At 69.9% G+C, this 21846-nt stretch carries 18 protein-coding genes; 4 read left to right on the top strand and 14 right to left on the bottom strand.

Translation table 11 applies throughout. The features are described 5' to 3' along the window. Positions 1–100: 100 nt before the first annotated feature. On the bottom strand, positions 101–1447 hold the full coding sequence (locus ACLQ2Q_RS02020; RefSeq protein WP_425817422.1) for a M50 family metallopeptidase: 1347 nt from the start codon (positions 1445–1447) through the stop codon (positions 101–103). A gap of 100 nt (positions 1448–1547) precedes the next feature. On the opposite strand from ACLQ2Q_RS02020, the gene ACLQ2Q_RS02015 reads away from it, so the two are divergent. Continuing rightward, complete coding sequence (locus ACLQ2Q_RS02015; protein ID WP_425817420.1) at positions 1548–3173, top strand: Mur ligase family protein; 1626 nt, start codon at positions 1548–1550, stop codon at positions 3171–3173. Positions 3174–3331: 158 nt separating this feature from the next. On the opposite strand, the gene dxr is transcribed toward ACLQ2Q_RS02015, so the two are convergent. Next, positions 3332–4417: a 1-deoxy-D-xylulose-5-phosphate reductoisomerase gene (gene dxr / locus ACLQ2Q_RS02010; protein ID WP_425817419.1), complete on the bottom strand. Its 1086-nt coding sequence runs from the start codon at positions 4415–4417 to the stop codon at positions 3332–3334. 75 nt (positions 4418–4492) lie between these two features. Further along, positions 4493–5437 (bottom strand): FKBP-type peptidyl-prolyl cis-trans isomerase, encoded by a 945-nt coding sequence (locus ACLQ2Q_RS02005; RefSeq protein WP_425817417.1) that lies wholly within the window; start codon positions 5435–5437, stop codon positions 4493–4495. 114 nt (positions 5438–5551) lie between these two features. Between ACLQ2Q_RS02005 and ACLQ2Q_RS02000 the strand changes: the two genes are divergently transcribed. Then, the gene (locus tag ACLQ2Q_RS02000; protein WP_425817415.1) at positions 5552–6328 is read left to right on the top strand and encodes a lysophospholipid acyltransferase family protein; all 777 of its coding nucleotides are present in this window, start codon (positions 5552–5554) and stop codon (positions 6326–6328) included. A 33-nt stretch (positions 6329–6361) separates the two neighbouring features. Here ACLQ2Q_RS02000 and ACLQ2Q_RS01995 read toward each other — a convergent pair whose 3' ends face one another. Continuing rightward, positions 6362–6841: an OsmC family protein gene (locus tag ACLQ2Q_RS01995; protein ID WP_425817413.1), complete on the bottom strand. Its 480-nt coding sequence runs from the start codon at positions 6839–6841 to the stop codon at positions 6362–6364. Between the two features lie 69 nt (positions 6842–6910). On the opposite strand from ACLQ2Q_RS01995, the gene ACLQ2Q_RS01990 reads away from it, so the two are divergent. After that, entirely contained in the window at positions 6911–7906 is a 996-nt protein-coding gene (locus tag ACLQ2Q_RS01990; RefSeq protein WP_425817411.1) for an asparaginase, read from the top strand. A 38-nt stretch (positions 7907–7944) separates the two neighbouring features. Then, complete coding sequence (gene ald, locus ACLQ2Q_RS01985; RefSeq protein ID WP_425817409.1) at positions 7945–9060, top strand: alanine dehydrogenase; 1116 nt, start codon at positions 7945–7947, stop codon at positions 9058–9060. Between the two features lie 54 nt (positions 9061–9114). Here ald and ACLQ2Q_RS01980 read toward each other — a convergent pair whose 3' ends face one another. The 10 genes from ACLQ2Q_RS01980 to atpA form a co-directional block, all read right to left on the bottom strand. Next, positions 9115–10662, bottom strand: a complete 1548-nt coding sequence (locus ACLQ2Q_RS01980) for an APC family permease (RefSeq protein WP_425817407.1) — start codon at positions 10660–10662, stop codon at positions 9115–9117. A 72-nt stretch (positions 10663–10734) separates the two neighbouring features. Beyond that, positions 10735–13512 carry an FtsK/SpoIIIE domain-containing protein gene (locus ACLQ2Q_RS01975; RefSeq protein WP_425817405.1) on the bottom strand — a complete coding sequence of 926 codons (2778 nt, stop codon included), beginning with the start codon at positions 13510–13512 and terminating at the stop codon, positions 10735–10737. 57 nt (positions 13513–13569) lie between these two features. After that, positions 13570–14400 (bottom strand): PP2C family protein-serine/threonine phosphatase, encoded by an 831-nt coding sequence (locus tag ACLQ2Q_RS01970; RefSeq protein ID WP_425817403.1) that lies wholly within the window; start codon positions 14398–14400, stop codon positions 13570–13572. Between the two features lie 124 nt (positions 14401–14524). Next, entirely contained in the window at positions 14525–15502 is a 978-nt protein-coding gene (locus ACLQ2Q_RS01965) for an aldo/keto reductase (protein WP_425817401.1), read from the bottom strand. Positions 15503–15627: 125 nt separating this feature from the next. Beyond that, positions 15628–16491, bottom strand: a complete 864-nt coding sequence (locus tag ACLQ2Q_RS01960) for a large exoprotein (protein WP_425817399.1) — start codon at positions 16489–16491, stop codon at positions 15628–15630. A 77-nt stretch (positions 16492–16568) separates the two neighbouring features. Then, the gene (locus ACLQ2Q_RS01955; protein ID WP_425817397.1) at positions 16569–17369 is read right to left on the bottom strand and encodes a YaaA family protein; all 801 of its coding nucleotides are present in this window, start codon (positions 17367–17369) and stop codon (positions 16569–16571) included. An 81-nt stretch (positions 17370–17450) separates the two neighbouring features. Beyond that, positions 17451–17711, bottom strand: a complete 261-nt coding sequence (locus ACLQ2Q_RS01950; protein WP_425817395.1) for a F0F1 ATP synthase subunit epsilon — start codon at positions 17709–17711, stop codon at positions 17451–17453. Between the two features lie 2 nt (positions 17712–17713). Further along, positions 17714–19171 (bottom strand): F0F1 ATP synthase subunit beta, encoded by a 1458-nt coding sequence (gene atpD, locus ACLQ2Q_RS01945; RefSeq protein WP_425817393.1) that lies wholly within the window; start codon positions 19169–19171, stop codon positions 17714–17716. A gap of 61 nt (positions 19172–19232) precedes the next feature. Beyond that, a complete protein-coding gene (locus ACLQ2Q_RS01940; RefSeq protein ID WP_425817391.1) occupies positions 19233–20132 on the bottom strand; it encodes a F0F1 ATP synthase subunit gamma in 900 nt (299 codons plus the stop codon). Between the two features lie 18 nt (positions 20133–20150). Beyond that, positions 20151–21791: a F0F1 ATP synthase subunit alpha gene (atpA, locus tag ACLQ2Q_RS01935; RefSeq protein WP_425817389.1), complete on the bottom strand. Its 1641-nt coding sequence runs from the start codon at positions 21789–21791 to the stop codon at positions 20151–20153. Positions 21792–21846: the final 55 nt, after the last annotated feature.

Genomic DNA, 21846 nt, shown 5'->3' with positions numbered 1-21846 from the left:
ATCCGCCGAGAAAACCCCTCGCGAAAGGACGCGAATGGCGCTTCCTGGGGCCCGGGAAGCGCCGTTTGCGTCCTTTCGCGGGACGTAGTGGCGCGGGCCGCTAGTTGAAGAGCTGCACCGGGTTGAAGATGTCCGCGAGCAGCAGGAGCGCGCCCATGGCGATCAGGAGCACCACGACCACGAACGTGACGGGAACGAGCTTGGTCGCATCGACCGGCTTCGGCGGCGGACGCCGGAAGACCTTCGCCCACACCCGCTTGACGCCCTCCCACAGGGCGACGGCGATGTGGCCGCCGTCCAGCGGCAGCAGCGGGATCAGGTTGAAGACGAACAGCGCGATGTTCAGCGACGCCACCAGGCCCAGCATGGCGGCCAACCGGCTCAGGATCGGCGCGTCCTGCGCGGCGACTTCGCCGGCGATGAGACCGACGCCGACGACGCTGAGAGGGCCTTCCGGGTCCCGCTCGCCGCCCGTGAGGAGCGACTCGGCGATCGCGTAGAGCTTGACGGGCAGCTGCACCACGATGCCCGCGACGGCGCCGACGTTCTCGAACGCCGCCTGCGGTCCCGCCGTAATCGGCTGACGAACGAGACCATACACCGGTCGGACGCCGAGGAATCCGACCTCGACGGTGACCAGGTCGCCGTTCTCGTCGACGACCTCCCGCCCGGCCGCGTCGTAGGTCGGACGCTCCGCGAGGAGGGGCGTGGCCTGCAGGGTGAGCTGCTCGCCGTCGCGCTCGACGACGATCGCCAGCTGCTGTCCGGGGGACTCCCGAATGATCGTGGAGGCCTCATCGAAGGTCGACACCTCCGTGCCGTCGATCGAGAGGATGACATCGCCGGGCAGCATGCCGGCGGCAGCCGCGGGAGCCACGGGGTCGGACGCGGTGCAATCGGTCTGCGTCGAACCGGCGGGCACCACGCATTCGGAGACCGTCGCGACGGTGGTCGTGCCCTGCTGGATGCCGATGGCGCTGAAGAGCACGGTGAAGAGGAAGATCGCAAAGAGCAGGTTCATCACCGGTCCGCCGAGCATGATGATGATGCGCTTGTAGACCGGCAGCTTGTAGAAGACGCGATCGTCGTCTTCGCCGTGCAGCGTCTCGTCGTTGGCTGACCGGGCATCCTGCACCATCGTGGCGAAGAAGCCGCCGCCTGCGCGGCCGTCGCGGTGCCGGGCCGCCGCTCTCGCCGCCTCCTTGGGCGACGGCGGATACATGCCTGCCATGGAGATGTAGCCGCCGAGCGGAATCGCCTTCACCCCGTACTGCGTCTCCCCGTACGTGCGCGACCACAGCGTGGGCCCGAACCCGATCATGTACTGGCCGACGCGGACGCCGAACCTCTTCGCCGGCACGAGATGGCCGATCTCGTGCAGGGCGATCGAGACGGCCAGTCCCACGACGATGACGGCGATGCCGATGAGGTACGGGACGACGTTCACACCGCAACGGTACTCGCCGTTGCTTTGAGAACGCCCAGGTTCTTCGACGAGATCGGCCGCCTGCGGGAGCGGGGGCGGCGTATGAGAACATGGATGCGCCATGCCGACCGACGACGCCGCCGCCGCGCGCATTCCTCCCGTTCTCCGTCCGGAGCGGCCTCCTCGCAGATCGCTCACCGAACTGGCGGAGCGCTTCGGCGCTGAACTCCGCGGCGACGCCGCGGGCGTGACCCTGACGGGCATCACCCTCGCGACGGCCGACCTGCGGGCTGGCGAGGCCTTCGTCGCGATCCGCGGGGTTCACCGACACGGCGCGGAGTTGGCCGAGGCGGCAGCCGAGAAGGGCGCCGTCGCCATCGTCACGGATGCCGAGGGGGCCGAGATCGCGGCATCCAGCGGTCTCCCCATCGCCGTCGTCGACGATCCCCGAGGGGTGCTCGGCACCCTCTCCGCGTGGGTGTACGGCACGGGTCAGGACGATGACCTGCCGATCCTCTTCGGCACGACGGGCACGAACGGCAAGACCAGCGTGTCGCACGTGCTCGAGGGGCTGCTCTCGCAGCTCGGCGTCACGACCGGCCTGTCCTCGACCGCTGAGCGGCACATCGCCGGGCACGTCATCGTGTCCCGGCTGACCACTCCGGAGGCATCCGAGATGCACGCCCTGCTCGCGCTCATGCGCGAGCGGGGGGTGGAAGCGGTGGCCGTCGAGGTGAGCGCACAGGCGCTCTCGCGGCGACGGGTCGACGGCATCGTGTTCGATGTCGCGGCCTTCACCAACCTGAGCCACGACCACCTCGACGACTACGCCGACATGCGGGAGTACTTCGAGGCGAAGCTGCCCCTGTTCCGCCCCGACCGGGCGCGCAGGGCCGTCATCTCGCTCGATTCCGCCGCCGGGGGCGAGGTCGTCGCGCGGGCCGAGGTGCCGGTCACGACCGTCGGCACGCCCGCGATCGCCGCCGACCCGGCCGAGGCCGAGGCTGCGGACTGGGTCGTGACGATCGGAGAGGAGCGCCAGACCGGCACGGAGTTCACTCTGACGGGGCGGAACGGTCGCGCACTGACGTCCATCGTGCCCGTGATCGGTCCGCACATGGCGGCCAACGCCGGTATGTCGATCGTGATGATGCTCGAGGGTGGCTACGAGTGGGACGACATCGTGGCGGCGCTCGCGCGCGATCGCGGCATCCGCGCCTATCTGCCGGGGCGCACCGAGCGTGTCTCCGGCGACAGCGGACCCGCCGTCTTCGTCGACTTCGGCCATTCCCCCGACGCGTTCGAGAAGACGCTGGCCGCCGTTCGTCGCGTGACCCCGGGCAAGGTCGTGATGCTCTTCGGCGCGGACGGCGACCGGGATGCGACGAAGCGCCACGACATGGGCCGGACGGCCGTCGAGGGCAGCGACATCCTGATCATCACCGACCACCATCCCCGCTTCGAGGATCCGGCATCCATCAGGGCGACCCTGCTGGAAGGCGCACGCCGGGCGCGGCCGGATGCCGAGATCTACGAGTACTCACCGCCCGAGACCGCGATCGTCGAGGCCGTGAAGCTCGTCGGCGAGGGCGATGCGATCCTCTGGGCCGGTCCGGGTCACCAGGACTACCGGGACATCCGCGGGGTGCGCACCCCGTACTCCGCGCGCGAGCTCGCGCGCCGCGCGCTGCGCGACGCCGGCTGGCCGGTACCGGAGCCGCACTGGCCGGTCCCGTACCCCGACTGAGTCGCCGCCCGAGCGCACGGCTTCGCGACGCAGCTTCCCGAGCGCACGGCTTCGCGTCCGGCGCACGGCTTAGTGACGCAGCTTGGCCGTGCGCCGGGCGGCAAGCCGTGCGTTCGGCGCGGTCGCACGCGGAACGGAGGGAGAGGAAGCCGGGTGGCTCAGGATGCCGCGGCGATCGCCCGGTCGGCGGCATCCCGCGCCCACGTCTCGGCCGCTGCGAGTGACTCGCGCGTGAGGGGACTCTCCGGCTCGTGCCACTCCACCACCCGCTCCACGAGTTCCACGATGCCCGGGAAACTGAGCCGACCCTCGTGGAACGCATCGACGGCCTGTTCGTTGGCGGCGTTGAAGACCGCGGGGAACGTGCCGCCGGCGCGGCCGACGCGCTTGGCGAGCCGCACGGCCGGGAACGCGGCGTCGTCCAGCGGTTCGAAGGTCCAGGATGTCGCGGTCGTCCAGTCCAGCGGCCGCCCCACTCCGCCGACGCGGTTCGGCCAGTCCAGCCCGAGCGAGATGGGAAGCCTCATATCGGGGGGCGATGCCTGGGCGATCGTCGAGCCGTCGACGAACTCCACCATCGAGTGCACGATCGACTGGGGGTGAACGACGACGTCGATGTCGTCGTAGTCCATGTCGAAGAGCAGGTGGGCCTCGATCACCTCGAGTCCCTTGTTCACCAGGGTCGCCGAATTCGTCGTGACGACGCGCCCCATGTCCCATGTGGGGTGAGCGAGCGCCTCGGCCGGTGTGACGCCCTCGAGCTCGGCGCGCGAGCGGCCGCGGAAGGGCCCGCCCGAGGCGGTCAGCACGATGCGCCGCACCTCCGAGTCGGACCCCGATCGCAGAGCCTGCGCGATCGCCGAGTGCTCGGAGTCGACCGGGACGATCTGGCCCGGTGCGGCGATCGCGGTGACGAGCTCGCCGCCCACGATGAGCGACTCCTTGTTCGCGAGGGCCAGGGTGCGCCCGCACTCCAGGGCGGCGAGCGTCGGTCCGAGGCCGACCGAGCCGGTGATGCCGTTCAGCACGACATCGGCCTCGACATCCCGTACGAGCTGCTCCGCCTCGTCGGCACCCAGCGCGGTGTGCTCGACGGCGAATGACGCGGCCTGGGCCTCCATGCCGACGCGGTCCGAGCCGGCCGCGAGGCCCACCACCTCGAATCGCCGGGGATTCGCGCGGATCACCTCCAGCGCCTGCGTGCCGATTGACCCGGTTGACCCCAGAACGAGAACGCGGCGCATCCCGTCAGCCTAGCGAGCACGCAGAAGCGACCCGGCCCCCGAGGGGCGCGGGTCGCTTCCGGAAGAGCTGTCGGACTACTCCGGACGCGCGGCCTCGACGATGTCGACGACGAAGACGAGGGTCTCACCGGCGAGCTCATGCTGGCTCGTCCCGGTCTCGCCGTAACCGCAGACGGGAGGCATGCTGACGACGACGGTGGATCCCACCTTCTGTCCCTCGAGGGCGCTCTTGAACCCCGCGACCACTCCGGTCGTGGTGAAGGTGGCGGGCTCGCCGCGCTCCCAGCTGGAATCGAACGTGGTGCCATCGCTCCACTTGACGCCTGTGTAGTTCACGGTGACGCTGTCACCGGGCTGGACGACGTCGCCGTCACCCTCGTTGAGAACCTCGAGCTGCACCTCGGCCGGCGGCTCGGTCGGAGGAATCGTGACCGTGGGTGCGGCATCCGCAGACCACTCCACCGAGGGGAAGCTCTCCCCCGGCTCCTCGGGGGCGCACCACTCGGCCGCTGGGGTGATCCCGAGGACGTCGATCACGTAGACCTGCGCTCCGCCTTCCTGGGCGGGCGGAACGGTCATCACGATGCGCGAACCCTCGGTCGCGCAGCCGAAGAACTGATCGGCGCCGGATCCGAGGGTGATCGGCTCGGCGGGAAGCGGCGCATCGCCGAATCCGGCCTCCTGCAGCGTCTCGCCGGTCGCGGCGTCGAAGACCGCAACGGCGTACTGGACGTAGTCGCCGTCACTGATCGCCGCACCATCGCCCTCGATGGCGACGGCGCGCTCTGCGCTGCTCACCTCGAGGGGCGCCGCGAATTCCGCGGCGGCGGACTGCCCCACTTCGCCGCTCACGGTGACGGCATCCACGACGTCTCCTCCCGGAGCGGCGACGGAGCACAGGTCGGCACCGGCAGAGCTCGAGGGCGACGGTGCCGCCTCTGGCGTCCCGCCGCTGCACCCTGCGAGCAGGACGGTCGCGAGCGCGACGGTGGACAGGGCGGCAAGGGGTCGGATGCGCACGGAAATCCTCGGTGTAGAGAGAAGGGGAGCTCCTCATCCTCCCGCACTTTGCCTAAGACTCCGCTGTGAACCCCCATGCCCATCCCGGCATGCGATCGGGAGTACCCTCATCGGATGACTTCCGACGAGACCGCCGACCCCGAATCGGCCCCCGTCGATCCGCCCGAGGCGCGTATGGGCTCCACCTACGCGATCGGCCGTGGCATCATCCGTCCGCTCGCGCGCCTCATCTACCGGCCGCACATCGAGGGCCGCGCGCATGTGCCCCTGACCGGCCCCGTCATCTTCGCCAGCAACCACCTGTCGTTCATCGACTCCATCGCCATCCCGGTCGCCGCCCCACGACCGGTGCACTTCCTCGCGAAGGCGGACTACTTCGAAGGCGCCGGAGTCTCCGGCTGGTTCTCGCGGACCTTCTTCACATCGATCGGCGCGATCGCCGTTCACCGCGGCGCGGGCAAGGCCGCGCTCGACGCCCTCGGCCAGCAGCGCACGCTGCTCGAATCCGGCAGCGCCGTCGCTCTGTACCCTGAGGGCACCCGCTCCCTCGACGGCCGGCTCTACAAGGGCCGCACCGGAGTGGCCTTCCTCGCCCTCCAGACCGGCGCGCCCGTCGTTCCTGTCGGGCTCATCGGCACCGACGACGTCATGCCCGTGGGCGCCAAGATGCCGTCGATCAACAAGCGCATCACGGTCCGCTTCGGCGAGCCCCTCGAACTCCGCCATCACGGGGCCGCGACCTCCGGCAGGGCGCGTCGCCTGGCCACCGATGACATCATGACCGCGATCCATGCGCTGTCGGGCCAGAAGCTGGCGAACGAGTTCAACGAGACCCCCGCACAGGGCACGGTAGAGAAGATCCGCCGCGTGCTGCCGCACGAGCGCCTCTAGCGCTTCGACACGCTCAGCGACCGGGGTTCCGCATCACGAAGGTGGGGCGACCTCGATCGTCGGCTCATGGCGCACCGGGAAGTTGACCGAGTTCGCGATGAAGCACCAGGCGTTCGCCTGCGCATGCGCCGCGGTCGCGGCATCCACCATCGACGCGTCGGCCACGGTCACGTGCGGGCGCAGCGTCACCTCGGCGAACGCTCCCCCACCCTTGCCGTCCTCCACCATCAGGCCGCTCGCGTCGTCTCGATACGCCACCACGACGACGCCCGCCGTGACGCACGCGTGCAGGTACGACAGCAGGTGGCACTCGGCGAGCGCCGACACCAGCAGGTCCTCCGGGTTCCAGCGGCCCGGGTCGCCCCGGAACGGCTTGTCCGACGACGCGAGCACGGAGGGCTTGCCCTCGATCTCGAGATCCACATCGCGCGCGTAATCGCGGTAGCCCGAGGTGCCGGATCCCCGGTTGCCCGTCCACGTCGCGGTGACCCGGTAGCGGTGCTCGCCCAACATGCCTCCCAGTCTTCCACAGCGGGGTGGCTGAGCCCCGGCCGTGGGAGCGGCCGGCGGTAGGCTGGCTGAGTGCCCCAGACCTTCGCCGTAGCCGATGCGGTCGAGCTCGCCGTCGTCGAACGCAGCGGCTTCGTGGAGTCCCGTCACGCCGGATCCGCCGTGGTCCTCGGGCCCGACGGCGAGGTGGTGGCCTCGTACGGCGATCCGGGTGCGCTCGTACTGCCGCGATCCAGCCTCAAGCCCCTCCAGGCGATCGCCTGCGTCACCGCCGGCGCCGCCCTCGAAGGCGAGCGCCTGGCGCTGGCCACGGCGAGCCACTCGGGCACCGATCGCCACGTCGCCGTGGTGCGCGACATCCTCGATCAGGCGGGCCTCGGCGAGGAGGCCCTCGCCTGCCCACCCGCGTGGCCGGGCGACCAGGCGACGCGCGACGAGCTCGTACGCGACCGGTCGGAGCCTTCCCGCATCCGCATGAACTGCTCCGGCAAGCACGCCGCCATGCTGCTGGCCTGCGCATCGACGGGCTGGGACACGGACGGCTACCTCGATCCGGCCCATCCGCTGCAGGTGCACGTCCGCGAGGTCGTCGAAAGACTGACCGGCGAGCGGGTTGCCGCGACGGCGATCGACGGATGCGGCGCCCCGGTGCACGCCATGACCCTGACGGGCCTCGCCCGCGGCATCCATCGCATCGGCACCGCGTCCGAGCGCTCCCCTTTCGCCCTGCATCGTGTCGCCGGCACCCTCGTGCGCGCCGTGCGTGAGAACCCTTGGACGATCGAGGGGCCCGGTCGTCCCGACTCGATCGTCATCGAGCACCTCGGCGTCTTCGCGAAGGGCGGAGCCGAGTCGATCATGGTCATGGTGGCCCCCAACGGCACCACGGTGGCGCTCAAGGTTCTCGACGGCGGCTCCCGCGCGGCGAGCATCATCGCCGTGCACCTGCTCGGTCGGGCCGGCGCGCTGACGCCCGCACAGGTCGCGGATGCCGCGGCCCACCTCCCTCTTGCCGTCCACGGTGGCGGACACGACGTGGGGGTCATCCGCCCCACCGTCGGAACCTGAAACGCTCCCCAGAAGGGAGCCGAAGAGAGGACAGTTCGATGAGGATCTCCGTCCCCACCGAGGTGAAGAACAATGAATACCGCGTGGCGCTGACGCCCTCCGGCGTGCACGACCTCGTGCTGGCGGGCAACGACGTCGTGGTGCAGCGCGGTGCCGGGCTCGGATCGTCGATGAGCGACGCCGAATACGAGGCGGCGGGTGCGACGCTGCTCGAGGATGCGGCGGAGGTGTGGGCGCGTGCCGATCTGCTGCTCAAGGTGAAGGAGCCGATCGAGAGCGAGTACGGGTACTTCCGCGACGACCTCGTGCTCTTCACGTATCTCCACCTCGCGGCCGACCGGCCGCTCACCGATCGGCTCGTGCAGGACGACGTCACCGCCATCGCCTACGAGACGGTCCAGCTCTCGGGCGGTGGCCTGCCCCTGTTGGCGCCGATGAGCGAGGTCGCCGGCCGGCTGGCGCCGATCGTCGGGGCCAACACCCTGCTGCGGTCGCAGGGCGGACTCGGGCTCCTGATGTCGGGCGTGCCGGGCACGAGGCCGGCGCGTGTGACGGTCATCGGCGGCGGCGTCGCCGGTGCGAACGCCACGGTGATCGCCGCGGGGCTCGGAGCCGACGTCACGGTCTTCGACACGAACATCCAGCGCTTGCGCTACCTCGATGACCACTTCGCCGGCCGCATCAAGACCGCGGCGTCGAATCCGCTGGATCTCGACCGTGCCGTCACGGATTCGGACCTCGTCATCGGATCGGTGCTGATCCCCGGGGCTAAGGCGCCGAAGCTCGTCACCAACGCGATGGTGTCGCGCATGCGCGAGGGAAGCGTGCTCGTGGACATCGCGGTCGATCAGGGCGGATGCTTCGAGGACACGCGCCCGACGACGCACGCCGATCCCACTTTCCAGGTGCACGGCTCGGTGTTCTACTGCGTCGCGAATATGCCCGGCGCCGTACCCAACACGTCCACCTCGGCCCTGACGAACGCGACGATGCCGTACATCCGGCAGATCGCGCGCCACGGGTGGCGGGAGGCGTTGAAGGCGGATGCCGCGCTCGCGCACGGCCTCAACACGACCGCCGGCGCGATCGCGAACCCGGGCGTTGCCGCAGCGCACGGCCTGCCTGCGCGCTCGCTGGAGGAGGCGCTGGCCTGAGCCGGACGGCTTCGCCTGGGGCATACCTCAGGCGAGTCCGCCGTCGGACTTCCGTCAGGCGAGTCCGCCGTCGATCGAGCGACCGGCCGACGCGGTGTCGTCGGGCACCAGCACCTCGGTGTCGCGGTTGAGGCTCTCGCCGCGGAAGAAGGGCTTCGACCGCGGGAAGATGAACCAGAGGAACATCAGGATCACCCCGAAGGCGAGTGCGCCGATGCCGAGCACGAACGTCCCGCCGATGCCGAACAGCACCGTGTAGCCGTAGTCGACGTCGTACATGTCGACCGCCGACTGGACGAACGCGTAGGTCAGCATCAGCGCGCCGAGCAGCGGGAGCAGCCCCTTGTAGAAGAAGTCGCGGGCGGATCGGAACAGGTCGCGCCGGAAGTACCAGACGCAGGCGTAGCCGGTGATCGCGTAGTAGAAGGCGATGGCGAGGCCGAGCGAGAGGATCGAGTCCTGCAGGAAGTCGTCGCTGATGAGCGTCATGCCGATGTAGTAGACGCTCGCGACGATCCCCATGACGATGGTCGAGAACGACGGCGTCTTGTAGGTCGGGTGCACGGTGGCGAATCGCTTGGGGAGAGCCTTGTAGGCGGCCATCGCGAGGGTGCCTCGCGCGGTCGGCAGGATGGTGGTCTGCGTCGATGACACCGCGGAGATCATCACCGCGACGACCAGGATCCAGCCGTACGGCCCGAGCAGCCCGTCCTTGATCGCGAGGAAGAAGTCGTCGGCGTTCGCCTCGTTGCCGAGGCCGGTGCCGGTCTCGCCGAGCCCCGCGTACATCATCGCGGCGACGGTGACTCCGACGTACGTGACGAGCAGGATGACGGTCGTCAGCAGCGCGGCGCGGCCCGGGATGCGCTTCGGATCCTTGGTCTCCTCGTTGAGGGCGAGGCAGGTGTCCCATCCCCAGTAGATGAAGAGGGCGAGCAGCACTGCTTCGGTGAAGCCGCTCCAGTCGGTGAAGCCGAGCGGGTTGAACCACTCCCACGTCGGTGCCGTGGCGTCGGGGGCGGAGCCGTTGAAGTAGTGCCAGAGCGCGGCGATGACGAAGATGGCGAGCGCGAGGTACTGGATGCCGAGCAGCACGTTCTGGATGCGCTCGCCGATCTCCACACCGCGCCAGCTGACCCACGTCATCGCGGCGATGAACGCGACGCCGGTCGCGGTGACTAGGGGAACGTTCTCGGAGAGGGACCCATCGCCGAACAGCGACCAGAAGTAGATGGCCGCGATCTGGGCGAGGTTGGCGAGCACGACCATCCCGGCCACGGCCACACCCCAGCCGCCCATCCACCCCACCCACGGGCCGAACGCTTTCGTCCCCCATGTGAAGGTGGTACCGCAGTCGGGCACCGCGTTGTTCAGCTCGCGGTACGCGAAGGCGATGAAGAGCATCGGCACGAAGGCCACGATGAACACGATGGGTGCCTGTGCCCCGACCGCGAGCACGACGAACCCGAGGGTCGCGACGAGCGAGTAGACGGGCGCAGTGGAGGCCAGTCCGATGACCGTCGAGCCCCAGAGGCCCAAGGTTCCGGCGGCGAGTCCTTTGCCTTCGGGGCGGGAAAGGTCGATGCGTGTCGGCGTCGTCACAAGGCTCAACTGTAGAGGAGCGCGGCCTCTCCGGCGTACCGACGAGCCGCACACCCTCGGAGCGGCGCCCGCTCAGGCACCGGTCAGGGGCAGTGCCACCCGCCGGGGCGGATGATCGGGGCTGCAGAGCCACGCCCGCCCCGCGCCTGCGCGAGCGAAGGGCGGCAGCTCCCGCTCGCCTGCGATGGTGCGCAGCTCCGTCGGGCACGCCGCATCCACCAGCAGCGGGTGATCGACACGGAGGGTCTGCAGGAGGCCCCAGTGCGCCTGCCAGGACTCCCCGTCGCCGACCAGCACGATGCGTTCGTCGCCGGCTTCGCGGAGCAGGTCGGCCACCCGGGCGCCCGGGACGAGCGAGCCGATGCCGACCACTCGCGCATCCCACGCCTCGGACAGCTGCGCGGTGACACGCGCCACCCCGCGGGTCACCACACCGGTGAGCGTCGTGCGAGGCATCCAGAACCGCTCGTCCGGCGATACGGCCAGCGATGCCTCCCCATTCCCGGCGGGCGCCTCGGCGAACTGCACCTCCCGTCCCCCGAGACGGCCGCGGCCAGGGGGGCGCCACGGGAGGTACGACTCCGATTCACCGCCCGCCGCGAGATGGTCGGCACGCGAGGGCAGTCCGAGCACGGCCCGGACCGGGAGCAGGTCGGCGACCCGGGAGAGTGCGCCGGTCGGGCGCTGAGCGCTGAGCACCAGGAAGGAGCCGGTGAGACCGGCATCGCGCGCGAAGTGCTCGAGCCGGTCCGCCAGTGCACGCGCGTGCTCCTGAGAGAGCCGCGCCAGGAGTGCGTCGGCGTCATCGAGCAGCACGACCGAGCCCGGCGGACACTCGGCGGTGAGCATGTCCCACGCGCCTTCCGGATCGCGCGGCACGACGAGTGCCCCGGGATGCTGAGCGGCGACCACGCGGAGGATGCCGGTCTTGCCGGAGCCGGGGCCGCCCACCACCATCATCCCGCGGTCTCGTCCAAGGTCGATCGCGATCACCTCCTGTCGCTGCCGGTCCGGATCATCCGCGAGTCCGATGACCACTCCACCGGTTCCTCCCGCGCCCTGCAGAGCGGCGAGCGGGACCCGCGTCGGAAGGGCGGGAAGCCATGGTCGCCGGGGGCGGGGCTCGGAGCCTCGGCGCTCGAGAATCGCCTCGATGTCGTTCTGCGCGGAGAGGGCCACACGCATCCGCCGCGGATGGGCGTCCTCGGCCCTGCGAACGAAGGCGACTCCCCGCGACGCCGCTTCGCCGGCCAGCTGCGCCGCGTCGTCGGTTCCGATGACCGCGCGGCTGTCCGCCGCATCCGTCACCCTCAGGCTGAGGCGAAGCGGGCAGTTGGCGAGCAGCGCATCGCGGACCACCCCCGACACACGCTGGGTGCCGAGCACGAGGTGCATGCCGAGCGCGCGCCCGCGGGCGGCGACGTCCGTGAAGACCGCGTGCAGGTCCGGATGCTCGGCGAGCATCGCGGCGAACTCATCCACGACGATGACGAGCCTCGGCATCTCGGCGCGCTCGTCGAGGATGTCTCTCGCACCGAGCCGGGCGAGCTCCGCCTCACGCCATCGCAGCTCGGCGCGGAGGCTCTCGACCGCCCGGCGCGAACCGGCCGCATCGAGGTCGGTGAGCACGCCGGTCACGTGCGGCAGCCGGGCGAGGGCATCGAATGCGGTCCCGCCCTTGAAATCAGCCAAGAGGAAGGAGACCTCTCGGGTCGAGTGGCCGGCGCAGATCGATGTGATCCACGTGATCAGCAGCTCGCTCTTTCCGCTGCCGGTGACACCGGCCACAACGGCGTGCGGTCCATCCCGCACGAGATCGAGCACGACGGGAGCCGTGCCGTCCATGCCGATGGCCGCGGCGAGTCCCGCCGAGCAGGGCGGAGCTGCATGCAGGGTGTCGGCCAGCGACACGGCCGGGGCCTCGAGCGGTGCCGCATCCGCCGCCCGCCTGCTCAGGGCGGCCGCGATGGCGCCCGCCTGGGCGCGGCTCACGTACTCGAGGGCGATCGCCGAGTTCTCGCCGTTCCACGACAGCTCGGCGGCCCCGGGGCGGGTCACCCTGACCAGCGCTCCGCAGCGGGTCGGGGGCGGGTTTCCCGCCTGGACGTGCGCGAGCACGACGTCGGCTCCCGGCGGTGCGGTGTCGCCCGGCCCCAGCACCGCCAGGCGCAGGCCCGCCCGAGACGGCCCGGCCGATGCGCGGTGCGGAAGCAGGCGGGTCCACTCCTCGTCCGACGAGGGCGTGGAGACGATCGTCAGAGCGTCGGGCGCATGGGCGAGGCAGAGCTGCACGACCAGGGAGCGCAGCGCAGCCTCGGCGATCGCCGGTGGTCCCTCGACGCAGACACCGGCAGCCAATGGGACGCTCAGCGGCGCATCCTCCAGCGTCGCGGCTCTCGCGCGAAGCGCCGGGTCGCCTCCGACGACTCGCACGGCGCTGGCCGAGGTGCCGCGGCCGATGACCAGTTCCGGGGAGCCCCCGCCGATCGGCCTCCAGACGCGCTCCGGCGTCTGCACCAGGCCCGCGACATCCGGCCGGCGCGCGTCGAGTGCCTCGCGCTCCAGGCCGTGCCTCGTCGACATCTCCTCGAGGATCCTCGCGCGGGCGGCGGCGCCCTCACGAGCCGCCCGGCGCCGGTCGCGCCGCGCGGAGCCTGCGCCGTCGATCACCGATGCCACCGCCATCAGGGGTCCGAGCGCCGCGAAGCAGAGGCCGAGCGGGGATCCGGTCACGAGCCACATCGCGACACCGCCCACGAGCGGCACGATCGAGGCGAGCAGCGGAAGCGGGCCGCGCCGTCGCGGCTCGGGCGGAGCGGGCAGGATCAGGGGCTCGGAGAGGGAGGTCACCCACCCAGTGAACGGGTCCTGGTTGCCGCCCGCGGTCCGCGACCGAGGATCAGCGCGTCAGTGCGAGCGGGAACCGCCTGTGGAGGAGCCGGCGGAGTGTTCGGATGAACCAGCACTGCTGCGCGAGACGTCGAGCACGATGATCGTGATGTTGTCGCGGCCGCCATTCTCGAGGGCGGCGGCCAGCATGGCATCCACGGCCTCGCCCGGGTCGGCGTGCTCGTTGAGGAAGTGGCCGATGCCGTAGTCGGTGAGCTCCTTCGTCAGGCCGTCCGAGCAGATGACGAAGCGATCACGGTCGACGATGTCGAGCCGCACGTAGTCCGGTGTCACCGCCTCGCTGGGTCCCACCGCGCGGGTGATGACATTGCCGTACGGGTGGCTCTCGGCCTCTTCCGGGCTCAGACGGCCCGCCGCCACGAGTTCCTGCACCACGGAGTGGTCGGTGGTGATCTGGTCGAGCACACCGTCGCGCTGCAGATAGACGCGCGAGTCCCCGATGTTCAGCGTGACCCAGGCCTCGCCCTCGGTCGTGTCCAGGAACACGCCGGTCAGCGTCGTCCCGGTGCCCTCGTCGGTGGTCTCGGGGTGCGAGACGATGTCCTTGACGGCCTTCACGAGCGCCTTCTCGATACCCCTTGGTGTGACGGAGCCGCGCTCCACGAGGGCTTCGAGACGGCCGATGGTGCTGGCGCTCGCGATCTCCCCGCCGATGTGGCCACCCATCCCGTCGGCGACGACGAAGAGGGGGTACGCGGCGAGAACGGCGTCCTGGTTCACCTCGCGACGGCGACCCGTGTGCGTGACGCCGGCCCAGGAGAGGGTCACACGGTCCCCACCGGGAAGCTGCACAGTGTGCGTGTGTGTCGGCGATGCAAGATCGGGCACGCGTCTGCCTCCGAGTCGATGGGTCGCACGCCGCACCCTGGATGCCCGCGCGCGGTCCTCACATACTAGTCGAGGTGCCCATCCGGCCGCGGAGGGAGGTCATCGGGACCAGAGGGCCGGCTTCTCAGGCCGCCGGGTCGGCGGGCAGCGGGAACAGCGCGTCGATCGCCGCGAGGTCCTCGTCGGAGGGCCTCCAGCCCTCTCCGGCGCGGGCGTTCGCCGCGACCTGCTCGGGGGAGGTCGCTCCGGCGATGACGCTGGCCAGGCCCGGCTGAGCAAGCAGCCAGCCGAAGGTGGCCTCCAGCATCGAGATGCCGCGTTCGTCGCAGAATGCCTGGTAGCCCTCGAGGGCATCCCAGGGAGCCTCCGCCCAGAGATGCGGCCGCTGAGCCATGATGCGGCTGCCCTCCGGCCCGCCGGCTCGGGTGAACTTACCGGTCAGCAGGCCGTTGTAGAGAGGGAAGTACGGGAGGAACCCGACCCCGAAGCGGTTCGCCGCCGGCAGCACCTCGCGCTCCGCGCCCCTCGCCAGCAGGCTGTAGTTATTCTGGGCCGACACGAACGGCACCGAGCGGGAGCGCGCCGTGAAATGAGCCTCGGCGAGCTGCCAGCCCGTGAAGTTCGAGTTGCCGATGTAACGGACCTTCCCTTCGCGCACGAGCTCGGTGAGAGCATCCAGCGTCTCCTCGATCGGCGTCTCCGGATCGGGAACGTGCAATTGGTAGAGGTCGATCCAGTCCGTCTGCAGACGCCGGAGGGAGGACTCCACGGCGTGCCGGATGTACGCCCGTCCCCCCTTCGCGCCGAATGCTCCTTCACCCATGTCCCTCCCCGAATGGCCGAACTTCGTGGCGAGCACGACCTTGTCGCGCTTGCCCTTCAGCGCCTGCCCCATGAGCGCTTCGCTCAGGCCCGGCTGGGCACCATACATGTCGGCCGTATCCAGAAAGGTGACGCCCTCATCGATCGCGGCATCCAGCACCGCTTGAGTGCCCTCGAGGGATTCCGTCTTCGTGCCTGGGCGCCCGAAGTTGTTGCAGCCGAGGCCGACGGGAGAGACGAGCAGTCCGGATGCGCCGACTCGGCGCGGAGTGAGAGCCATGCCTCCACGCTACTGGCGCGCGCCAGCAAGCCGGGGGTTTGGGGCGGAGCCCCATTGAGCGGCTCCGGAAAGGCCGCAGCCCCGAATCGGAGCCGGTTCGGGCTCGGATCGGGGCTGTGGAGGGTTCAGAACCGGGGCGGCGGGGGCGCGTCCGGGGTGCCGGGCGTTGCTGGCGGCTCCGGCGAACTCGGCGGCTCGGGCGACACCGGAGGCTCCGGCGAGACCGGGGGCTCGGGCGACAGCGGCGCGGGAGCCGGCGGCGCGGCCGGCGGCGCCGTCGGGGGTGCCGGCGGGCCGGCGGGCGGCTGCGGCGCCCCGGGCGGCGGGTACGAGGCAGCGGGCGGCTGCGGGGCGCCGGTGGGAGGAGCGTACGAGCCGGGAGGCGGGTACGACCCTGGAGGCGGGTACGCCCCGGGCGCGGCCGGTCCGGAATCGGGGTACCCCGCTGCGGCTGTGGCCGGAGCGAGGCCGGCGCCCGGTTGAACGGGGATGCCCTGCCAGACGGTCGTGTCCGTCAGGAACGAGGTGCGCGCCCACGGGGCGGGCCGCAGGGCCGGGTTCCAGCGCGAGGGGCCGAGGGCGAGGATGCCGAGCCAGATCAGCGGACCGACACCGGGGATCAGCCAGAGCAGAAGCCAGTACCACTCCTTGCCGAGCTTCTCGCCGACGCGCCATGCGACGGCCACACCGACGGCGAGCGCGGCCAGCGAGAGCAGCCAGCCGATGACCGCCACCTGGCTCAGCAGGCTGGAGGCGACGATGGCGCCCAGCATCACCCATGGAGAGAAGTCACCCAGCTTGGCCAGGATCATGGCGTTGTACACCGGCACCCAGGCGCGCCACCTGCCCTGCACACCCGCCTTCTCGAAGATCTTCATCAGGAAGAAGGACCCGATGATGTACCCGGCGAGGGCGAAGAGCAGGAAGAGTGGAAGGAAGATCAGGACGAAGGCGAGCCACGCCCCCATCCCTTCATAGTCGTCATACACGGATGTGCTCCTTTACGGATGAGTTCGGGCCGCGTGTGCGCGCGTCACCGGGAGCCTTCCGGCCCGCGTGCTACATGCTAGCGAGGGCGGGAGCCGGGATGCAGGAGGCTGGCCCCCGTATGTCGTTCCGACACGACGAGGTGCAGGATGCCGGGCTCCCCCGATTCCCGGAGGGCCCAGCCGGCCTCATCGGCCCAACGGAGCAGTCCGGCGCGCGAGGCGACCCGGGCCCGCTCCATGGCGAGGGCGCGCACGAAGGCGCCCTTGGCATGCTTGTTGAAGTGATTGAGAGCCCTCGTCCGCCCTCCGTCGTCGTCCGCCACGACGCGCACATACGCCGCGGGTGACGCGGAAGGCACGGGCCCGAGTGCCACGTATGCCTCGGAGCGCATGTCGAGCACGAAGGCGGAGCTGTCCGCGATCGCACGGGTGACGGCATCCGCCCACACCCGCCGCAGCGGCGGGAGCCCCGGCAGCGAGATCCCGGCACCGAGCCTGTAGGAGGGGATTCGGTCGAGCGCCCCCACCGGCCCGAACGGGGCGGAGTGGATCAGCACGTGCGCGGACAGCCACCGCCTGGCCCCGGCATCCAGCGATGCGGCGTCGAGCGCGTCGTACAGCACACCTGTGTAGCGATCGACCGCCGGGAGCGTCGGCGCCGTGCGCAGCAGGGCGTTGACGGAGGCCTCGAAGGCCTGCGTCGAACCGAGCTTCAGCACTCGACGCGCCGACTCCGGGTCACGGGACAGTGCGATCAGCGCATCGACGGTCGCCTCCCGCTCGGCGGTGAGCGAAGGCAGCGCGAGGCCGGCGATGTCGAGGGGACGACGACCGCCGCCCGGCCGCTTCGTCTCCGAAGGTGGAAGAAGGATCAGCACGTGCTCGCTCGCAGACGGCGAAACGCGCCGGTTCCTGCCATGGAGGGCAGGGGCGGCGCGTTCCGCGAGATGGTTGCCGGGTCAGGCGATCAGCGCCGCGTTGCCCGCGACGATGGTAAGGTCGTTTCCCTCCATCGATAGGAACCCGTCCTGCGCGTTCGCGAGGATCTTGGTCCCGTCGGCCTTCGTGATGCGAACCTGACCCTCGGCGAGAATCGCCAGAAGAGGCTCGTGGCCGGTCATGATGCCGATCTCGCCCTCGACGGTGCGCGCGATCACGAGAGTCGCCTCACCGGACCACACCTCCGCATCGGCCGCGACCAGGCTCACGTTGATGGCCATGATCAGCCATTCTCCTTCTGGATGCGCGCCCAGGCCTCTTCGACGTCGTTGATGCCGCCGACGTTGAAGAACGCCTGCTCGGCGACGTGGTCGAAGTCGCCCTTCACGATCGCGTCGAAGGACTCGATGGTCTCCTTGATGGGCACCGTGGAGCCCTCGACACCGGTGAACTTCTTGGCCATGTAGGTGTTCTGCGAGAGGAACTGCTGGATGCGGCGGGCGCGTGAGACGACCACCTTGTCCTCCTCGGAGAGCTCGTCCACGCCGAGGATCGCGATGATCTCCTGCAGTTCCTTGTTCTTCTGCAGGATCTGCTTGACCGACGTCGCCACCCGGTAGTGGTCCTCGCCGATGTAGCGGGGGTCCAGGATGCGGCTGGTCGAGGTGAGGGGGTCGACGGCCGGGTAGAGGCCCTTCGACGCGATCTCACGCGAGAGCTCCGTGGTCGCGTCGAGGTGCGCGAACGTCGTCGCCGGCGCGGGGTCGGTGTAGTCGTCGGCGGGCACGTAGATCGCCTGCAGAGACGTGATCGAGTGACCGCGGGTCGAGGTGATGCGCTCCTGGAGGACACCCATCTCGTCGGCCAGGTTCGGCTGGTAGCCGACCGCGGAGGGCATGCGACCGAGCAGCGTGGACACCTCGGAGCCGGCCTGCGTGAAGCGGAAGATGTTGTCGATGAAGAGCAGCACGTCCTGCTTCTGCACATCGCGGAAGTACTCGGCCATGGTCAGGGCCGACAGCGCGACGCGCAGGCGCGTGCCCGGCGGCTCGTCCATCTGGCCGAAGACCAGCGCGGTCTTGTCGAAGACGCCGGCCTCCTCCATCTCGTGGATGAGGTCGTTGCCCTCACGGGTGCGCTCGCCGACACCGGCGAACACGGACACACCACCGTGGTCCTGGGCGACGCGCTGGATCATCTCCTGGATGAGGACGGTCTTGCCGACGCCCGCACCGCCGAAGAGGCCGATCTTGCCGCCGAGCACGTACGGCGTCAGCAGGTCGATGACCTTGATGCCGGTCTCGAACATCTGGGTCTTCGACTCGAGCTGGTCGAAGTTCGGAGCCTTGCGGTGGATGCCCCAGCGCTCGGTGATCTCGATCTTCTCACCGGGCTCGGCGTTGAGCACCTCGCCGATGACGTTGAAGACCTTGCCCTTGGTGACGTCGCCGACCGGAACCGTGATCGGCCCGCCCGTGTTGCGCACCTCCTGGCCGCGGACGATGCCGTCCGTCGGCTTCAGAGCGATGGCGCGCACGAGGTCGTCGCCGAGGTGCTGCGCGACCTCGAGGGTGATCTCGGTCGACTCATCGCCGATCACGATGGTGGTCTTGAGCGCGTTGTAGATGTCGGGGAGCGAGTCGTGCGGGAACTCGACGTCGACGACGGGTCCGGTGACGCGCGCGACGCGCCCGACGACCGCGGTCTCCGCCTTCTTCTCGGCGGGTGCAATGAGAGTCATTGTCTTCTTCTCTTTCAGCGGTGAATGGACTCAGCGGTGAACAGGAACCGGGAGTGGTGAACTACTTCGACGACAGCGCGTCGGCGCCGCCGACGATCTCGGCGATCTGCTGGGTGATCTCGGCCTGACGCGCGTTGTTGCGCAACCGGGTGTAATCGGTGATGAGCTTGTCGGCGTTGTCGCTCGCCGACTTCATCGCCTTCTGCGTTGCCGCGTGCTTCGCGGCGGAGGACTGGAGCATGGCGTTGAAGACCCGGCTCTGGATGTACACGGGAAGCAGCGCGTCGAGCACCGTCTCGGCATCCGGCTCGAACTCGTAGAGCGGGTACACCTGGTTGTCCGCCGCGGCCGACGCATCGGCCTCGACGATCTGCAGGGGAAGCAGGCGCACGGTCTCGGGCGACTGAGTCATCATGCTCACGAAGCGGTTGTACACGAGGTGGATCTCGTCGACGCCGCCGGCCTCGTAGTCGCGCGCGAACGCATCCAGCAGCGTCGCGGCGATCTCCTCCGCGGTGTGGAAGTGCGGCGTGTCGGTGTCGCCCGTCCACTCGGCGGCGCTCTCGAGGCGACGGAACTGGAAGTAGCCGACCGCCTTGCGCCCCACGAGGTAATAGGTGACCTCGCGGCCCTGCGACTTCAGCAGCTCGGACATCTCCAGTCCCTCGCGGAGGATCTGCGAGTTGAAGGCGCCGGCGAGGCCGCGATCGGACGCGAAGATCACGACCGCCGAGCGGCGGACCACGTCGGGCTCGCGCGTCAGCGGGTGATCGACGTTGGAGTGCGTCGCAACCGCCGAGACGGCCCGCGTCACAGCCCGCGCGAACGGCGAGGATGCGCGGACGCGCGTCATCGCCTTCTGGATGCGCGAGGCAGCGATGAGCTCCATCGCCTTGGTGATCTTCTTGGTCGTCTGAGCAGTGTTGATCTTCTGCTTGTAGACCCTCAGTTGTGCGCCCATAGTGTGCCTGTCGGCTTCCTAACCCCGGCGTCCCTTGACGATCTGCTCCTGGTTGACGTCTTCGGCATCCGCCGGCGCGAACTCCTCGTGACCGGGGCGATCGATCGCCTGACCGCGGCCGCCCTGGAACTCCAGGATGAACTCGTCGGTGCGCTTGCCGAGCTCGGCGGCGGTGTCGTCATCGAGCACGTTGGTGTCGCGCAGGGTGTCGAGCACCGTCGTGTTGCGACGAAGGTAATCCAGCAGCTCGCGCTCGAAGCGCAGCACGTCCTCGACCTCGATCGTGTCGAGCTTGCCGTTCGTGCCGGCCCAGATCGAGACGACCTGCTCCTCGACGGGGTAGGGCGAGTACTGCGGCTGCTTGAGCAGCTCGGTGAGGCGCGCGCCACGGGAAAGCTGGCGCCGCGACGTCGCGTCGAGGTCGCTCGCGAACATCGCGAAGGCCTCGAGCGAGCGGTACTGGGCCAGCTCGAGCTTCAGCGTTCCCGAGACCTTCTTGATGGACTTGACCTGCGCGTCGCCGCCGACTCGCGACACCGAGATGCCGACGTCGACCGCGGGGCGCTGGTTGGCGTTGAAGAGGTCGGACTGCAGGAAGATCTGGCCGTCGGTGATCGAGATCACGTTGGTCGGGATGTAAGCCGACACGTCGTTGGCCTTCGTCTCGATGATCGGCAGGCCGGTCATCGAGCCCGCGCCGAGCTCGTCCGAGAGCTTCGCGCAGCGCTCGAGCAGGCGGGAGTGCAGGTAGAAGACGTCGCCGGGGTACGCCTCGCGGCCCGGCGGGCGGCGCAGCAGAAGCGACACGGCGCGGTACGCCTCGGCCTGCTTGGTCAGGTCGTCGAAGATGATCAGGACGTGCTTTCCGTCGTACATCCAGTGCTGGCCGATGGCAGAGCCGGTGTACGGGGCGAGGTACTTGAAGCCGGCGGGGTCGGATGCCGGGGCGGCGACGATCGTCGTGTACTCCAGTGCGCCCGCGTCCTCGAGCGCGCCCTTGACGGCCGCGATCGTGGAGCCCTTCTGCCCGATGGCGACGTAGATGCAGCGCACCTGCTTCGTCACATCGCCCGAGTCCCAGTTGGCCTTCTGGTTGATGATCGTGTCGAGCGCGATCGCGGTCTTGCCGGTCTGGCGGTCGCCGATGATGAGCTGGCGCTGGCCACGGCCCACCGGGATCATCGCGTCGATCGCCTTGATGCCCGTCTGCATCGGCTCGTGCACCGACTTGCGCTGCATGACGCCCGGTGCCTGCAGTTCGAGCGCGCGGCGGTCGGTGGAGACGACCTCGCCGAGCCCGTCGATGGGCTGGCCGAGGGGGTCGACCACGCGGCCGAGGTAGGCGTCGCCGACGGGGACCGAGAGGACCTCACCCGTGCGGGTGACTTCCTGGCCGGCCTCGATGCCGGAGAACTCGCCGAGCACGACGACACCGATCTCGTGTTCGTCGAGGTTGAGCGCGAGCCCCTTGGTGCCGTCCTGGAACGTCACGAGCTCGTTCGCCATGACGCCGGGGAGTCCCTCGACGTGGGCGATGCCGTCGGCGGCGTCGATGACGGTTCCGACCTCGGTCGCCGCGGCGCCGGTGGGCTCGTATGCGGCGACGAAGTCCTTCAGCGCGTCACGGATGACGTCGGGGCTGATCGATAGTTCTGCCATTGTCTTCCTTCGTGTTGTGGGGCTTTCGCCCCTCCGCGCGAGGCGGGAAATCCAG

Origin of the sequence: Microbacterium sp. DT81.1 (genome assembly GCF_049844955.1) — a bacterium.
GTDB lineage: Bacteria > Actinomycetota > Actinomycetes > Actinomycetales > Microbacteriaceae > Microbacterium.
This window is presented reverse-complemented; position numbering and strand designations above follow the sequence as displayed.

Bases quoted from the DNA above. Each gene is read 5' to 3' on its own strand.
- atpA (WP_425817389.1), bottom strand. From the start codon at position 21,791: ATGGCAGAACTATCGATCAGCCCCGACGTCATCCGTGACGCGCTGAAG.
- atpD (WP_425817393.1), bottom strand. From the start codon at position 19,171: ATGACTCTCATTGCACCCGCCGAGAAGAAGGCGGAGACCGCGGTCGTC.
- ACLQ2Q_RS02000 (WP_425817415.1), top strand. From the start codon at position 5,552: ATGACTTCCGACGAGACCGCCGACCCCGAATCGGCCCCCGTCGATCCG.
- ACLQ2Q_RS01950 (WP_425817395.1), bottom strand. From the start codon at position 17,711: ATGGCCATCAACGTGAGCCTGGTCGCGGCCGATGCGGAGGTGTGGTCC.
- ACLQ2Q_RS01940 (WP_425817391.1), bottom strand. From the start codon at position 20,132: ATGGGCGCACAACTGAGGGTCTACAAGCAGAAGATCAACACTGCTCAG.
- ACLQ2Q_RS01995 (WP_425817413.1), bottom strand. From the start codon at position 6,841: ATGTTGGGCGAGCACCGCTACCGGGTCACCGCGACGTGGACGGGCAAC.
- dxr (WP_425817419.1), bottom strand. From the start codon at position 4,417: ATGCGCCGCGTTCTCGTTCTGGGGTCAACCGGGTCAATCGGCACGCAG.
- ACLQ2Q_RS01965 (WP_425817401.1), bottom strand. From the start codon at position 15,502: ATGGCTCTCACTCCGCGCCGAGTCGGCGCATCCGGACTGCTCGTCTCT.
- ald (WP_425817409.1), top strand. From the start codon at position 7,945: ATGAGGATCTCCGTCCCCACCGAGGTGAAGAACAATGAATACCGCGTG.
- ACLQ2Q_RS02015 (WP_425817420.1), top strand. From the start codon at position 1,548: ATGCCGACCGACGACGCCGCCGCCGCGCGCATTCCTCCCGTTCTCCGT.